The sequence below is a fragment of the Ensifer aridi genome, assembly GCF_002078505.1.
Taxonomy (GTDB): domain Bacteria; phylum Pseudomonadota; class Alphaproteobacteria; order Rhizobiales; family Rhizobiaceae; genus Sinorhizobium; species Sinorhizobium aridi.
The window spans coordinates 447,447-462,615 of the sequence record NZ_LUAV01000002.1; the positions used below are offsets into that span (position 1 = coordinate 447,447).

12 protein-coding genes and 1 pseudogene are annotated in these 15,169 nt (G+C 63.1%); 12 read left to right on the forward strand and 1 reads right to left on the reverse strand.

Going from position 1 to position 15,169, the window contains the following annotated elements:
* The 12 genes and pseudogenes from AYK65_RS02460 to AYK65_RS02515 all read left to right on the forward strand — a co-directional run.
* Positions 1–194 (forward strand): annotated as a pseudogene (locus AYK65_RS02460) (AI-2E family transporter); the annotation flags it as partial.
* Positions 195–490: 296 nt separating this feature from the next.
* Positions 491–577 (forward strand): K(+)-transporting ATPase subunit F, encoded by an 87-nt coding sequence (kdpF, locus tag AYK65_RS33805; RefSeq protein WP_063769970.1) that lies wholly within the window; start codon positions 491–493, stop codon positions 575–577.
* Between the two features lie 86 nt (positions 578–663).
* Positions 664–2,373, forward strand: a complete 1,710-nt coding sequence (kdpA, locus tag AYK65_RS02470) for a potassium-transporting ATPase subunit KdpA (protein WP_046119941.1) — start codon at positions 664–666, stop codon at positions 2,371–2,373.
* Positions 2,374–2,384: 11 nt separating this feature from the next.
* The gene (gene kdpB / locus AYK65_RS02475; protein WP_081157877.1) at positions 2,385–4,427 is read left to right on the forward strand and encodes a potassium-transporting ATPase subunit KdpB; all 2,043 of its coding nucleotides are present in this window, start codon (positions 2,385–2,387) and stop codon (positions 4,425–4,427) included.
* A 2-nt stretch (positions 4,428–4,429) separates the two neighbouring features.
* The gene (gene kdpC / locus AYK65_RS02480) at positions 4,430–5,017 is read left to right on the forward strand and encodes a potassium-transporting ATPase subunit KdpC (protein WP_046119939.1); all 588 of its coding nucleotides are present in this window, start codon (positions 4,430–4,432) and stop codon (positions 5,015–5,017) included.
* On the forward strand, positions 5,018–7,714 hold the full coding sequence (locus AYK65_RS02485) for a sensor histidine kinase (RefSeq protein ID WP_046119938.1): 2,697 nt from the start codon (positions 5,018–5,020) through the stop codon (positions 7,712–7,714). It begins immediately after the preceding gene.
* The gene (locus tag AYK65_RS02490) at positions 7,711–8,403 is read left to right on the forward strand and encodes a response regulator (RefSeq protein WP_046119937.1); all 693 of its coding nucleotides are present in this window, start codon (positions 7,711–7,713) and stop codon (positions 8,401–8,403) included. Before AYK65_RS02485 ends, AYK65_RS02490 begins: the two co-directional genes overlap by 4 nt.
* Before the next feature lie 86 nt (positions 8,404–8,489).
* A complete protein-coding gene (locus AYK65_RS02495) occupies positions 8,490–9,155 on the forward strand; it encodes a CDP-alcohol phosphatidyltransferase family protein (protein WP_026613357.1) in 666 nt (221 codons plus the stop codon).
* Entirely contained in the window at positions 9,152–9,763 is a 612-nt protein-coding gene (locus tag AYK65_RS02500) for a lysophospholipid acyltransferase family protein (protein WP_046119935.1), read from the forward strand. The genes AYK65_RS02495 and AYK65_RS02500 overlap by 4 nt, the downstream gene beginning before the upstream one ends.
* Before the next feature lie 7 nt (positions 9,764–9,770).
* Positions 9,771–10,712 (forward strand): phosphatidate cytidylyltransferase, encoded by a 942-nt coding sequence (locus AYK65_RS02505; protein WP_026613355.1) that lies wholly within the window; start codon positions 9,771–9,773, stop codon positions 10,710–10,712.
* A 239-nt stretch (positions 10,713–10,951) separates the two neighbouring features.
* Positions 10,952–12,775, forward strand: a complete 1,824-nt coding sequence (locus AYK65_RS02510; RefSeq protein WP_244559945.1) for a sensor histidine kinase — start codon at positions 10,952–10,954, stop codon at positions 12,773–12,775.
* A complete protein-coding gene (locus AYK65_RS02515; RefSeq protein WP_046119933.1) occupies positions 12,736–13,416 on the forward strand; it encodes a response regulator in 681 nt (226 codons plus the stop codon). The genes AYK65_RS02510 and AYK65_RS02515 overlap by 40 nt, the downstream gene beginning before the upstream one ends.
* 189 nt (positions 13,417–13,605) lie before the next feature.
* Here the strand turns inward: AYK65_RS02515 and AYK65_RS02520 are convergent, their stop codons facing one another.
* Positions 13,606–14,937, reverse strand: coding sequence for an SGNH/GDSL hydrolase family protein (locus tag AYK65_RS02520; RefSeq protein ID WP_046119932.1), 1,332 nt, complete (start codon positions 14,935–14,937; stop codon positions 13,606–13,608).
* Positions 14,938–15,169 lie beyond the last annotated feature (232 nt).

The following is a 15,169-nucleotide window of genomic DNA, read 5'->3' on the forward strand; positions in this document are numbered from 1 at the left end:
TCAAGCTGCCCTTCCTGCCGACTTTTTTCGGCCTCGTCGGCGGCGTCAAGACCATGGGCTTTCTCGGCCTCTTCGTCGGTCCCGTTCTCATGGCGCTGCTCGTCGCCATCTGGCGCGAATGGCTGCACGAGGTCACGACCCAGCCGGAGCCAACGGTCAATCCGATCTCGAGGGTGGACATCTCGGTGAAGTGACGCCTCCGTGCGTCCATTCGGAGCCGAAAAGCCCGCTTGCCGTTCCGTTCCTATCCAGAAGCCCGCGGCAGCTCGCCTTTATCTTTTCTTTATGCGGCTCTCAAAGCATCCCAATCGATAATTGATCCGGTGCGGGTGCATTATCCGGACTCGTTGCATGGCCGCCAAATCGAGGCGCGGCTCGCAGAGACCTGGAGCATACAATGCCCGACGTCCTTTTTCTTGCCCCCGGCATCGGCGGCTTCTTCCTGTTTGCGCTCTACGCACGCGCGCTGAACCGGCTTTAGGAGGATTCGATGATTGAAGCTCTCATTGGGCTGATCGTTGCCATCGCCCTCGCGGTCTACCTCGTCGTGACGCTCGTCCGGCCGGAACGGTTCTGACCTTCCGCTGTCTTCGAGCGCCGAAAACGGCGCGCGGTTTTCCGTCGGCATCCCTCTCCATAGCCTGTCAGATTCGGAGATTCCCCATGACCGTCATCGGGTGGCTGCAGATCAGCCTCCTCTTCCTCGCCGTCCTAGCCGTCGTCAAACCGCTGGGGCTTTACATGGCGCAGGTCTTTTCCGGCGGCCGCAACGTTTTCTCGCCCATTTTCGGACCGGTGGAGCGCGGCCTCTACGCCGCCGCCGGCGTCGATCCGGCCAAGGAACAGGGCTGGCTCGCCTATACCTTGTCGATGCTCGCTTTCAGCTTGGCGGGTTTCGCGACTCTCTACGCGATCCTGAGGCTTCAGGCCTGGCTACCGCTGAACCCGCAAGGATTCGGCAGCGTCCCCCCGGATCTCGCCTTCAACACCGCCGTCAGCTTCGTTACCAACACCAACTGGCAGAACTACGCAGGCGAGACGACGATGAGTCATCTCAGCCAGATGCTGGGGCTGACCGTCCAGAACTTCGTTTCCGCCGCAAGCGGTATCGCCATGGCACTTGCCTTGACGCGGGCCTTCGCCCGTTCGGCCGTGTCGACGGTCGGCAACTTCTGGGTCGATCTCACTCGCGCGACCCTCTACGTGCTCTTGCCGCTTGCCATTGTCGTGGCGCTCGCCTTCGTGGCGATGGGCCTGCCACAGACGTTTCACGCCTCGGTCACGGCGACAACCCTTGAAGGGGCGCAACAGAGCATCGCCCTCGGGCCTGTCGCCAGCCAGGAGGCTATCAAACAGCTCGGAACCAATGGCGGCGGCTTCTTCAACGTCAATGCGGCGCACCCCTTCGAAAACCCGACGGCGCTTTCGAACTACCTCAACATCTTCGCCATGCTGTCCGTCTCGGCGGCGCTGCTCTACACCTTCGGGCAGTTCGTCGGCAATCGCCGGCAGGGTTGGGCCTTCATTGCCGTCACCTTCGCCTTTCTGATCGCAAGCGCCGGGGTCGTCTACTGGGCGGAGGCCGCGGGCAATCCGATCCTCACCGCGCTCGGCCTCGATCCGGCGTTAGGCAACATGGAGGGCAAGGAGGTCCGCTTCGGCCAGGCGATGACGGCGCTTTATGCTACGGTCACGACCGGCCTCTCCGACGGCGGCGTCAACGGCATGCATGGCTCGTTCACCGGCCTTGGCGGTCTCGTCCCGATGTTCCTCATCCAGCTCGGCGAAGTGCTGCCCGGCGGCGTCGGCTCCGGGCTCTACGGCATGGTGGTCTTTGCGATACTTGCCGTTTTCGTCGCCGGTCTGATGGTCGGGCGGACGCCGGAGCTGCTCGGCAAGAAGATCGGATCGCGCGAGATGAAGTACGCCATGTTCGCCGTGCTCATTCTGCCGCTCGCGATCCTCGGCTTCACGGCAATCTCCGCGGTCCTGCCTTTCGCCGTAGCCAGCGTCGGCACCGCCGGTCCGCATGGGCTGTCGGAAGTCCTCTACGCCTTCACCTCTGCCGCCGGCAACAACGGTTCGGCCTTCGGCGGGCTCACAGGCAACACGCCCTGGTACAACACGACCCTCGGCATCGCGATGCTGCTCGGCCGCTTCGCCTATGCCGTTCCGGTGCTCGCGATCGCCGGCTCGATTGCCGCCAAGACGCGCGTGCCGGCTTCGAAGGGCACCTTCCCTACCGACACGCCGCTCTTCGTCGGTCTCCTGATCGGTATCATCCTCATTCTTGGCGGGCTGCAGTTCTTCCCGGCACTCGCCCTCGGTCCGATCATCGAGCACCTCGCCATGCTCTCGGGCCAGACCTTCTGAAGGAAACCAGCATGTTCGACAAACCAGCCGCGCCGCGCCTCTTCGACCCGGCGATCCTCATTCCGGCAATCAAGGCCGCCCTCGTCAAGCTCGACCCGCGCCAGCTCGTGCGCAACCCCGTCATCTTCGTGACGGAGGTTGTGGCGGCGTTGGTGACCCTCTTCTTCGTCCGCGACCTCGTCTCCGTTGGCGGCAGCCCGCTCTTCTCCGGCCAGATCGCCGCTTGGCTTTGGTTCACGGTGCTCTTCGCCACCTTCGCCGAAGCCGTTGCCGAAGGGCGCGGCAAGGCGCAGGCCGACTTCCTGCGCCGCACCAAGTCGGAGCTGACCGCGTACAAGCTTCTCTCGCCCGAGGGGCGGGAAACGCAGGAAATGCCGGCAACCATGCTGAAGGTCGGTGATCTCGTTTTCGTAAAGGCCGGAGAGCTGATCCCCGGCGACGGGGAGGTCATCGAAGGCGTGGCATCGGTCAACGAGAGTGCGATCACGGGCGAATCGGCACCGGTGATCCGTGAGGCGGGCGGCGATCGTTCTGCAGTCACCGGTGGCACGCAGGTCCTTTCCGACTGGATCAAGATCCGCATCACCACCGCGCCAGGCTCGACCTTCGTCGACCGCATGATCGCGCTCATAGAGGGTGCGCGGCGGCAGAAGACGCCGAACGAGATCGCGTTGTCGATCCTGCTTTCCGGCCTGACGTTGATCTTCCTGATTGCGGTCGTGACGCTTTGGGGCCTTGCCGGCTACTCGGCAACAATCCTCTCGGTCACGGTGCTGTCCGCACTGCTCGTGACGTTGATCCCGACGACCATCGGTGGCCTCCTGTCGGCGATCGGCATCGCGGGCATGGATCGGCTGATCCGCTTCAACGTCATCGCCACCTCCGGCCGCGCCGTGGAAGCGGCGGGCGACGTCGATACGCTGCTGCTCGACAAGACCGGCACGGTGACCTACGGCAACCGCATGGCGAGCGACTTCCTGCCAGTCCCGGGTGTCACGGAGGCGGAACTTGCCGATGCCGCGCTGCTTGCCAGTCTCGCGGACGAGACGCCGGAGGGCCGCTCGATCGTCGCGCTTGCGACCGGTGAGTTCGGCCGGCATGTGCCCGATGCGAAGATGGATGCCATCGTTCCTTTCGCCGCCGAGACCCGGCTCTCCGGCGTCGATCATGCCGGCCGTCGTCTGCGCAAGGGGGCGGTCGACGCGATTCTGAAATTTGCCGGTCTCCCCGAGGACAATGTGCCGGCCGAGTTCCGGCAGGCGGTCGACAGGATCGCCCGCACAGGCGGTACGCCGCTCGCGGTCGCCGACGGCGGCAGACTGCTCGGCGTCATTCACCTGAAGGATATCGTCAAGCCCGGCATCAAGGAACGCTTCGCGGCGCTGCGTACCATGGGCATTCGCACCGTGATGGTGACGGGCGACAACCCGATCACCGCGGCGGCGATCGCCTCCGAGGCGGGCGTCGACGATTTCCTCGCCGAGGCGACACCGGAAGACAAGCTCGCCTATATCCGCAACGAGCAGAAAGGCGGCCGGCTCATCGCCATGTGCGGCGACGGCACCAATGACGCGCCGGCACTCGCGCAAGCGGATGTAGGTGTTGCCATGCAGACCGGTACGCAGGCCGCGCGCGAGGCCGCCAATATGGTGGATCTCGATTCGAGCCCGACCAAGCTCATCGAGATCGTCGAGATCGGCAAACAATTGCTGATGACGCGCGGCTCTCTCACCACCTTTTCGATCGCCAACGACGTGGCGAAATATTTCGCCATCATTCCGGCACTGTTCGTGACGACCTATCCGGCCCTTGGCGCGCTCAACCTCATGGGCCTTGCCTCGCCGCAGTCGGCGATCCTCTCGGCCGTCATCTTCAACGCGCTGATCATCGTCGCGCTCATCCCGTTGGCGCTGAAGGGCGTCACGTATCGTCCGGTCGGCGCGGTCGTCCTGTTGCGGCGTAATCTGCTGGTCTACGGCCTCGGCGGCATTCTCCTGCCCTTCGTCGGGATCAAGTTCATCGACGTCGTCGTCTCGACATTCAATCTGGTGTGACCATGTTCAATCAACTCCGTCCCGCACTTGTTCTCACCCTAGGCCTGACCGCGATCACGGGTCTCGCCTATCCGCTGGTGATCACCGGCACGGCGCAGGCTCTGATGCCGGCTGAGGCCAATGGCAGCCTGATCCGGAAGGATGGAGTCGTGATCGGTTCCGCGCTGATCGGCCAGAGCTTCGCCTCCGAGAAATATTTCTGGCCGCGCCCCTCCGCGACCGGGCCTGAGCCCTACAACGCCAGTGCCTCCAGCGGTTCCAACCTGGGCACCACCTCCTTCAAGCTCAAGGATCGCGTGGCTGCCGATATCGACCGCCTCCGCGCAGCGGGCCTAGCGGGGGAGATTCCCGCCGATGCCGGCACCGCGTCGGGTTCGGGCCTCGATCCGCACATCTCGCCCGAATTCGCGAGGGACCAGATCGCCCGCGTCGCCAAGGCACGCGGCCTCTCGGAAGCTGATGTGAGGGGCATCGTCGAAAGGGCGACGCAGGGTCGCCTGTTCGGGGTGATAGGCGAGCCACGCGTCAATGTGCTAGAACTGAACCTCGCCCTAGATGGGTCAAGAACCTCAGCGAGTTCGAGACGCTGAATGCCCGAGAATGATCGCGACCTGACGCGCCGCCCCGATCCCGATGCCCTGTTGGCGCTGGCCGAGAAGGGCAGCAGAGGGAAGCTGACGGTGTTCCTCGGCGCCGCACCCGGAGTCGGCAAGACCTACGCGATGTTGACGCGCGCGCGGCGCCTTAAGGAGGAAGGCGTCGATATCGTCATCGGGCTTGTGGAGACGCATGGTCGCAGCGAGACCGCAGCTCTGCTCGAAGGGCTGGAGGTGCTGCCGCCCCGGGAGGTCAGCCATGGCGGTCGCACGCTCACGGAATTCGATCTGGATGCGGCCCTGGCCCGTCGCCCGCGTGTCATCGTCGTCGACGAGCTTGCCCACACCAACATTGGTGAAAGCCGTCACCCCAAGCGCTATCAGGATGTCGAGGAGCTGGTCGACGCGGGCATCGATGTGTTGACTGCCGTCAACATTCAGCACCTGGAAAGTCTTTCGGATGTCGTCGCGCAGATCGCCGGCGTGCCGGTACGCGAGCGCATCCCGGACACGGTGCTGAGCCGCGCGGACGACGTGCTGTTGGTGGACCTGCCGCCGACAGAACTGATCGAGCGATTGAAGGAAGGCAAAGTCTACCTGCCCGAAAACGCCAGACGCGCCGTGGACCGCTTCTTTCGTTTAGGCAACCTGACGGCGCTTAGGGAACTGGCGCTCAGGCGCACGGCCGACCGGGTCGACGATCAGATGGTCGACTACCTCAAGCAGAACGCCATCGAGGGGCCTTGGGCGGCGGGCGAAAGACTTCTCGTTTGCGTCGGTCCGGATCGCCTATCGGAAAAGGTCGTGAGGACCGCAAGCCGTCTGGCTTCGGGCCTGAACGCCGATTGGATCGTCGTTTCCATCGAGCGCGCGGATCGCGATTCGGCCGACAGTCAGGCAGTGCGGCAGCTCGACGAAACCTTCCGGTTGGCCGAACAATTGGGCGCGGAGACGCGCCGCGTCGTCGGGAGCGATTTCGTCGAGGAGATCCTCAAACTGGCAAGGCGGGAGCACGCAACGCAGATCGTCATCGGCACCCGCCGCCAGCGCTTTCCGCTTCGGCTGTTGCGCCGATCCCTGCCGGATGCGCTGGCAGAGCGGGCCTCGGGCGTCGGCGTTCACCTGGTGACCGACAGCGGCGAAACGCCCGCGGCGTTGAAGCCCGTGCGCAAGCGGGCTTGGCCGAAGGGGTTCGGCCGCGCGCTTGCCATCGCGGCAGGCACCGTGATCTCGGCAACCGTGCTTGGGGTCTTGATCGAGAGCTTCATCATCCTGCAGAATATTTCGCTTCTGTACCTGCTTGCGGTACTGGCATCGGCAACCCTCGCAGGTTACGTCGCGGCGATTGCGGCTGCGCTGTTTTCCGTTCTCGCCTACAATTTCTTCTTCATCGAGCCTGTGGGGACCTTCACTGTCGCCGAGCCGCACGAGGTGTTCGCGCTCTTCGTTTTCCTTGCGGCGGCTTTTCTTGCCGGCGGCCTTGCGTCGCGCATTCGCGAACAGGCGAAAGCCGCCCGTCGTCGGGCGACGGCCACTCAAGCGCTCTATGATTTCTCGCGCAAGCTCTCCGGGACGGCCGATGTGGACGACGTGCTCTGGGCGACAGTCACGCAGATCCAGGCGACCTTGAGGCGCAATGCGGTTCTTCTGCTGCCAGAAGGCGAAGACCTCGTGCTGAAAGCCGCCTGGCCGCCGGATACGGAGCTTGGCGTCTCGGACATGACGGCGGCGCGCTGGAGCCTCGAAAAGAAGGAGCCCGCCGGTAGCGACACCGATACCCTGCCGACCAGTCCCTTTCAGTTCAGGCCGCTGACGAGCCCGCACGGCGTCGTCGGGGTTTGCGGTTTCGTGCAGAACGCCAAGCCGCTGGAGATAAACGAGGAGCGAGCGCTTGCAGCCATCCTCGACCAGACGGCGATCGCCGTCGATCGCGCGCGGCTGTCCCGCGAAAGCCTCGAACAGGCGGCCCAGCTCGAAGGCGACAAATTCCGCGCCGCCCTGCTTTCGTCCCTGTCCCACGATCTGAGAACGCCACTGGCGACCATCACGGGAGCGGTCACAAGTCTGCGCGAGCTCGGCGCGCGGATGACTGCGGAAAGCAGGGACGACCTCCTGAAATCGATCGAGGAGGAAAGCGACAGGCTGATGCGCTTCGTCGCCAACTTGCTCGACATGACGCGGATCGAGGCGGGGGCAATCAATGCCAAGCGCGACTGGGTCGATGTCGCGGACGTCATTCGCTCGGCCCTGGAGCGGGCGCGCAAGTATTTTCCCGACCGCGAATTCGAGACGAGCATCGCCGCCGACCTGCCGCTGATGCGCGGCGACAGCGTGCTTTTGGGGCAGGTGCTGTTCAACCTTCTCGACAACGCCAACCGGTTCGGCGGCGAGGAGCCGGTGAGCATCTATGCCCGGAAGGAGGGAGACGAGGTGGTGCTTTCGGTCACCGACCTCGGCAGGGGGATAGCACCGGCCGATCTCGAGCATGTGTTCGAAAAATTCTTCCGCAAAGGAAAGCCGGACGGGCGCTCGCTCGGAACAGGGCTCGGCCTTTCGATAGCCAAAGCCTTCGTCGAGGCCATGGGCGGACAGATCAAGGCGGAAAGCCCGGCGGTGAAGCGCCGCGGGACGCGTATTTCCATGCGGTTCCCGGCCGCCGAAGCCGACCTCTCGGAGAAGGAGCGCGGATGACGGTGGAGCGTATTCTTGTGGTGGACGATGAGCCGCAGATCCAGCGGTTCCTTCGTCCGGCGCTCGGAGCGGCGGGTTATGAGGTGGTGGAGGCGGCAACCGGTCAGGAGGCGCTGAAGACGGCGGCGACGGCGGCACCGGACGTCATCATCCTCGATCTCGGCCTGCCGGATATGGACGGCAAGGATGTCCTCGCCAATATCCGCGCCTGGTCGCAGGTGCCGATCATCATCCTTTCGGCGCGCGACCGCGAGAGCGAGAAGATCGCCGCCCTCGATCTCGGCGCCGACGACTATATCGAAAAGCCCTTTGGCATCGGCGAGCTGACAGCGCGCATCCGCGCCGCACTTCGCCACCGTATCCAGATGGAGGGGGCAGAGGCGCAGCTCTCGGCCGAGGGCCTGTCGATCGACCTCGTCAGGCGCGTCGTCACCCGCGACGGCGAGACCCTGCGGCTGACGCCGAAGGAATACGACCTGCTCGCAATGCTCGCCCGCCATGCCGGCCGCGTGGTCACCCACAAGACGCTGCTCACTTCCGTCTGGGGCGCGGCCCACGGAGAGGACCTGCATTATCTCCGGGTCTTCATCGGCCAATTGCGTGGCAAGATCGAGCGCGATCCCGGCGACCCGAAGATCATCCGCACCGAACCGGGCGTTGGCTACCGCTTCATCGGCGACGAAGACTGAAGCGACGCGGGCATATGGTCTTGAGTGCGGAGTTGTTTTAAGACAGATTGCAATCATAAATTTGTGAGGGGCTGATTTCCAGGAAGATGAGTGTCGCTCCCGAGGGCGGAGAGGCTGAAGGGCCGGGCGCAGACCGGCGCCCCATCGCGGCGCGCGACAGCGGCTTCGCGCGGCGGCTGACGGCGCTGCTTCTGAAAACGCCGGTCACGCCGAACCAGATTTCCCTTTTCAGCATCGTGTTCGCCGCGATCGGAGCCGCGGCTCTGTTTTGGGCGCCGCGCTGGCCGCTTCTCTATCTCGTGGCAATCGCCGGCATCCAGTTGCGCCTCCTGTGCAATCTTCTCGATGGCATGGTGGCGGTCGAGGGTGGGCGCGGCTCTCCGGTCGGCGCGCTCTATAACGAGTTTCCCGACCGCATCGCCGATACGCTGCTCATCGTGGCGCTCGGCTACGCCGCCGGTGCGGGCTGGCTCGGCTGGGCGGGCGCCCTTGCGGCGGCATTGACCGCCTATGTGCGCGTCTTCGGCGGCTCGCTCGGTCAGGCGCAGGACTTTCGCGGCCCTATGGCGAAGCAGCACCGCATGGCGCTGATGAGCCTTGCGTCCTTGCTTGCGCTCGGCGAGGCGATGCTGACGACAGAGCGCTTCGTGCTCTATCTCGCAGGCTGGATCATCCTGATCGGGGCGCTTCTCACCTGCGCGACCCGGACGAGGGCGATCGTCTCGCGCCTTTCGGGAGCGGCGAAGCCTTGATCGACATCGTGCTGATCGCTCTCACGCGGTTTCTCGTCGGCGGGCAGGCACATTGGATCGCCTCGGCGCCGGAGATGCGCCAGCGCATCTATTTCGCCAATCACGCGAGCCACCTCGACGCGCTTCTGATCTGGTCGGCCTTGCCGCGGCGGCTGCGCGCATCGACGCATCCGATCGCGGCGGCCGACTATTGGGGCGCGGGCAAGGTCCGGCGCCATATTGCGCTGAATGTGCTGAATGCCGTGCTCATCGATCGGTCCACGCAGGGGCCGCCCGGGGCAGCACTTGCGCCCTTGCGTGGCGTGCTCGCCGAAGGCGAGTCGCTCATTCTCTTCCCCGAGGGCACGCGCGGCAGCGAGCGCCTCCCCGGACCCTTCAAGAGCGGGATTTACTGGCTGTCGCAGGAATTCCCGGATGTCGAACTGATCCCGACCTATCTCGACAATCCCTCCCGCGCCTTCCCGAAGGGAACATTCCTGCCCGTTCCCATCAGTTGCACGGTCCGTTTCGGCGCGCCGATCGCTCTGCAAACGGGCGAGGAAAAGGATAATTTTCTCGAACGCGCCCGGGCGACGGTCGCGGCGCTCGCGTCAGATCCGGTTGAATGAGGCCGCCATGTCCCTGAACGACAAGCTTTTCGTTCTCTTCGCCGGCATCTGCGGCCTTCTCGCCGTCGCATCGGTGATCGGCTTCGCACTCTCGCGCCGGGTGGCATCGGAGAGCGGACGGGCGACGGTCGATAATCTCAACGCCCGCATAAGGGCCTGGTGGGTGATGGTCGCGATCTTCGCGGTCAGCTTCGGCCTCGGCCGCGGCGTCACCGTGGTGCTCTTTGCGCTCACCTCGTTCTACACGCTGCGCGAGTTCGTATCGCTGACGCCGACCCGCGCGGCCGATCATCTGCCTTTGGTCGCCGCCTTCTACGTGCTGCTGCCGCTTCAGTATTGGCTGATCTGGATCGACTGGTATGCGCTGTTTACGATCCTCATCCCGGTCTATGGCTTCCTTCTGCTGCCGAGCCTCGCAGCGCTGAAGGGTGATCCGGAGCAGTTTCTGCTGCGGGTGTCGCGCATCCAATGGGGCCTGATGCTGACGGTCTATTGCATCAGCCATGCACCTGCATTGCTGACGCTCGACGTTCCGGGCCGTCCGCGCGAGGGCTTCCTGCTGCTCTTCTTCCTCATCACCGTCGCGCAGTTCAGCGACGTGATGCAATATGTCTTCGGAAAGCTCTTCGGTAGGACGAAGGTCGCGCCCGTCGTCAGCCCGTCGAAGACGGTGGAAGGTCTCCTCGGCGGCGGGCTTTCCGCCGTCGCCGCCGGTGCCGCCCTCTGGTGGATAACGCCGTTCACGCCGCTCGAGGCGGCTGCGATGGCACTCGCCATTGTCGCCATGGGCTTTCTCGGTGGCCTCGCCCTTTCCGCCGTGAAGCGCTCGATGGGAGTGAAGGACTGGGGAACGATGATCTCCGGGCACGGTGGCGTACTCGACCGGATGGATTCCTTGAGCTTCGCCGCGCCGGTGTTCTTCCACCTCACTCGGTATTTCTTTACCTGAAATCAGCGGCGCCAGCTCGAACCCCGGCGGAGGTCGTTGCCTCGCCTGGACGAAGCAGCTCCGCTTCACTGTGAAGGCAACATTGAGTCCGGGCTCCGCAGCCTGTATGGTTGAGTATATCGGTAGTTATATTTTGTGGGATGGGGCGCCGCTCCAAAGTATTTCGGCAAATAGGTCGCGCGGCTGCCATTGATCTATATCGAGGTCCTAACCCTAAGATGAGAGCTTCGCGGGCCTTCATGCGCCGTGCATTCGATCTCTCCAACTGGCGGCCCTTCCTGAGCGGTCCGCTCGATAGCATCAGGCTATGGTTTCGCACACTCGCGCATGGGCGTTTCGAAAGCGATCAGGGTGCCGCGATCGGTCGAAAAACGTGGATCAATACATTTCGTGCCCGCTCGGATAAGGTCATTGCCATCGGCCGCGTTATGGCGGCGGTAGGTAGCTTGTTCATCGTTCAGTTGGAGGCGACGAACCCGGCATTCGGCAGCGAGCTCGTCTTTGCAATTCTTGCCGCCTACCTCTGCTACGCCGTCGTCGCTGCTTTCCGCGTTCTGAATGCCGAGATCTCGCGGGTTCGCGGAACCTTGATACGCCATGTGGTCGACGTAACTGCCTTCGTCGTCCTTGTGTTTCTCACTCAACGGGTGTCCGGCCCATCCTTCATCTTCACGCCCTTTCTACTGCTTTCCGCGACGCTGCATTGGCGCTGGAGGGGGGCTCTCTGGACCGCTGCCGTGTGCTTCGCTGTTCTGCTGTACGCGACGGTTTCCGATACGGCCGTCCTGCGCGATCCGCACGTCGACTCAGCTTTGGAATTGTCGCGCATACTCTTCGTGGCGATGGCGGCCACCGTCCTGATCTGGCTCGGTTCCCATCAGGAGGCCGTGCGCACCGAGCTGCTGCGATTGGTCGAGCGGGCACCCGCGCAGCCGGAGGGGCGTGACTGGCCGGCTGCCGCGGCGCTGGATTATGCGGCGCATGTGACGCGTGTACCGCGCGCACTCTTGATCTGGAGCGACGGTGAGGAGCCGTGGACCAATCTCGCGGTGTGGGAGAATGGGGCTTCGCACGTTAAACGGTTGCCGCCGGACGCCTATCTGCCGTGGACGGCGGCGGGGCTGCAGCGCGCAAGTCTCCTCGTCACCGATGCGAAGCGCGCGCGCCTGCTCGTCCACCGGGGCGACGGGCGGTTCGATCGTTGGACCGGTGACGCCCCGCCGATTTCCCCGGCCCTCATCGCCGACTTTTCCATGGTTTCGGCGGTTTCCGTGCAGTTTCAGGTGAATGACCTCGAAGCGCGCCTTTTTTTGCTGGATCCGCCGACGCCGACGCTCGACGACGTGGCGGTCGCTGAGATTATCGCCGACAGGCTGAAGGCGCTGTTCGAGCAAGCCATATTGGTGCGCAGACTGAGCGACGCGGCCGCCCTCGAGGAGCGGCTGAGGATCGGACGCGACCTTCACGACGGCGTTCTCCAATCTCTGGCGGGCACGGCTCTTCACCTCCAGGCGCTGCGCGCATCCGCCGGCGGTGCTCCGGAGGAGCTCGATCGTCGTCTGGTCGCGATCCAGGCCATGCTTGCCGATGAACAGCGCGACCTTCGTACGTTCATCCGCGCGCTTGAACCGGGCCAAGACGACCGCCATGCCGGCCAGTCGCCGCTCGCCCTTCAATTTAACGCCCTGGCTGAACGGTTGCGCAAGCAATGGTCGATCGATTTTCACTTTGTTCTGGAGCCACCCGATCTTCATTTGCCGGCAACGATGATCTACGAGCTCAGCCGCATGACCTCGGAAGCGACTGCCAATGCCGTACGCCATGGCGCGGCGCGAACGCTCAATGCCAGTCTGCGCCTCGATGCTGGGACCATCGCTTTGACGGTGGACGATAACGGAAAAGGCTTCGGCTTCGACCGGCGGGTCGAGCATGCGGAGCTGGAGAGCGGCAAGCTTGGCCCGCGTAGCCTGCGCGAACGTGTGGCCGCCCATGGCGGACAACTCACAATAGACCGAGTGGAACAATGGACGCGGATAATCATCAGGATCCCGACACATCGATGAATCTGCGCGTCGTTGTCGTCGATGACCATCTGATCATCTTGGACGGTTTGCGCCGCTTGATCGAAGCCGAGTCGGGCTGGCGCGTCGTCGCGACATGCAGAAGCGCTCGACACGCGATCGAGGTCGTTATGGCCGAAATGGTCGATCTCGTGGTCCTCGATCTGCGGATGCCGGATATGAACGGGATCGAGCTCATTCGTCGCCTCCGCAGCGAGCGGCCGGATTTGCCGCTCATCGTTCTTACCGCCGACATCAGCGACGAGCATCTCGCCGAAGCGACGCGGCATCGCGTCAATGGTATCGTGCTCAAGGAGCAGGCGCCAAGTGCGTTGGTCGAATGCATCCGGGCGGTAGCGGCCGGTCGCACCTGTTTCACCGATCAAACATTGCACGCCGCACTCGATCGGATCCGTAAGGGCGACGCGGCGCGTGAAGAGGTTCTAAAGAAACTGACGCCGCGCGAGATTGAGGTCTCCCGCCTCGCGGCCGCCGGTCTGCGCAGCCGGGAGATCGCCGCCCGGCTCGGAATCGCGCCGGGTACCGTCAAGCTTCACCTTCATAGCGTTTACAGCAAACTCGACATCACCACCCGTGTGGAACTCGCCAATCTCTCGAGCAAACTGCAGCTTGGCAATGATTGATGCTGTGGCGCTCGCAACAATTGGCGCGCGGGTGCTACTGGATGTTTCCTAACCCGTAGCCGATTTAAGGAAACATGCAGTAGGTCTTTGTTTTTGTGCATGTCGTCGACCCAAAACCGCTGCACACTTTTGGATGATATGCACTATGTGCCCGGCCTGCGCGAAACGTTGTGCCGGCCGTTGGCCAATTCATTTAATTACGGCGATATTCTTCGGGCTTTGTTCAATCGCTCCCAGGTGGCGCAAGATCGCATCTGCGGCAAGGCTTGCGCCCTCACGGCTGAAATGATGGTCCGGGGCATACATACGCGCAGGTTCGGGATGGCTGCGAAAAGCTTTATGGAGATCGACCACTGCAATACCTTCCGCTTTAGCCGCATCGAGCACCATCGTCTTGAGTTGATCGATGATACGATCCGACGAGAGCGACCCCATGAAACGGTCGGCCCTCGGCACATAGACCAGAGTAAAAGTGCCGCCCCAGCTCTCGGTCAGCGTTTTCGCACGGTGCAACGTATCCCTGAACTCCGGTATGGTGTGAGCAATCTTCGGGTAGATCAGCCCAAGCTGCGTGAAAGTTTGCTGCAGGGCGACGAAATTGCGGATCATGGCGGTTTTTGAAACCAAGTCGGCCATCGTTACCGGCCGTTTGTTTAGCTCGCCCATTATCATCCGGGCGGCTCGCATGGTTTCTTGCGCGGTCGACTGCGATCCGTAATTTGCCTCCGATGAGAGCGCGGAGCGGAGCCATGGCACCGTCAGCTCCTTCTCGAGATTCTCCCAGTCATTGCCTTCGAAGAACGCCATCATGACGTGCCGGGGCCGGAGCTCCTCGCCGAAACGGCCCAGCATCGCGAGTTCGAGCAGAGGACCGTTTCCCCTTATGCCTAAGCTTACAGCGGCAAGGCCGCCGTTCCGCAACTGCGATGCAAGGTCCTCGCCCGGAGGCAGGCAGAAGCCTTCGACAAATGAATCCCCAAGGAGCACCAAATCCAGCTTGCCGCCATATACCTGGTCCGGATTGTTGAAACCGTAGCGGTCTGCGGTGTAGCTGACGATATCGCTTTCCGATGTGCACAGCACCACCTGCGACGATGGAAAGCCAGACAGCAAGGCTTTAGAAAGCTCTTCGGTACCGGACCGACGGTTGAGGCCACGAAGCGTAAAGCCGCGAACTGCATTCGTCATGCGCCCCAGCGTTTCGGCTTGCGCTTCGTTGAGCTGGCCGAGCATTCCCAGGCGGACCGAGACGCTCTTGACGGTGAGCAGTGCTTCGAAAAGGAACAGGCCCGCTAATACGCTTAAGCCGCAGGTGCCCACCATTGCGGAGAAACGGGGTTTTGCAAGCAGACCGACTGCCACGAACGCAAATCCCAGCAGTCCGGGTACTACCACATAACGCATGAGATGCGGGGTCAGAGATGCGAATTGCTTAAAGTGCAGCAAAGCGTAAATGGGACTGATCAACAGGTACAAGCCGAGGAGCCCACATAACAGGAGCCCGAGATGCCGCATCTTCATGACATGTGTCCTCCTCTCGCAAATCCGTCAGCGAGTCGTGCCGTCTTCGACCGCCGAAAACTCGGGCGTTGCCTTTCTCGCTTTGACGATTTTGGGAGCCCGTAAAGAGGCTCGTCGCGCCGAAATACTTATTTAAAGAGCAGATCAGAATTTGCGTTACAATGTATTTTGCGGACCGAAAGATACCGATTTTTGGCGATGATGTCTCGCAGAATTTGAGTGCAGGAGCTTA

Bases quoted from the DNA above. Each gene is read 5' to 3' on its own strand.
- AYK65_RS02505 (WP_026613355.1), top strand. From the start codon at position 9,771: ATGTCCCTGAACGACAAGCTTTTCGTTCTCTTCGCCGGCATCTGCGGC.
- kdpC (WP_046119939.1), top strand. From the start codon at position 4,430: ATGTTCAATCAACTCCGTCCCGCACTTGTTCTCACCCTAGGCCTGACC.
- AYK65_RS02485 (WP_046119938.1), top strand. From the start codon at position 5,018: ATGCCCGAGAATGATCGCGACCTGACGCGCCGCCCCGATCCCGATGCC.
- kdpF (WP_063769970.1), top strand. From the start codon at position 491: ATGATTGAAGCTCTCATTGGGCTGATCGTTGCCATCGCCCTCGCGGTC.
- AYK65_RS02490 (WP_046119937.1), top strand. From the start codon at position 7,711: ATGACGGTGGAGCGTATTCTTGTGGTGGACGATGAGCCGCAGATCCAG.
- AYK65_RS02520 (WP_046119932.1), bottom strand. From the start codon at position 14,937: ATGAAGATGCGGCATCTCGGGCTCCTGTTATGTGGGCTCCTCGGCTTG.
- AYK65_RS02515 (WP_046119933.1), top strand. From the start codon at position 12,736: ATGGACGCGGATAATCATCAGGATCCCGACACATCGATGAATCTGCGC.
- AYK65_RS02495 (WP_026613357.1), top strand. From the start codon at position 8,490: ATGAGTGTCGCTCCCGAGGGCGGAGAGGCTGAAGGGCCGGGCGCAGAC.
- kdpA (WP_046119941.1), top strand. From the start codon at position 664: ATGACCGTCATCGGGTGGCTGCAGATCAGCCTCCTCTTCCTCGCCGTC.
- kdpB (WP_081157877.1), top strand. From the start codon at position 2,385: ATGTTCGACAAACCAGCCGCGCCGCGCCTCTTCGACCCGGCGATCCTC.
- AYK65_RS02510 (WP_244559945.1), top strand. From the start codon at position 10,952: ATGCGCCGTGCATTCGATCTCTCCAACTGGCGGCCCTTCCTGAGCGGT.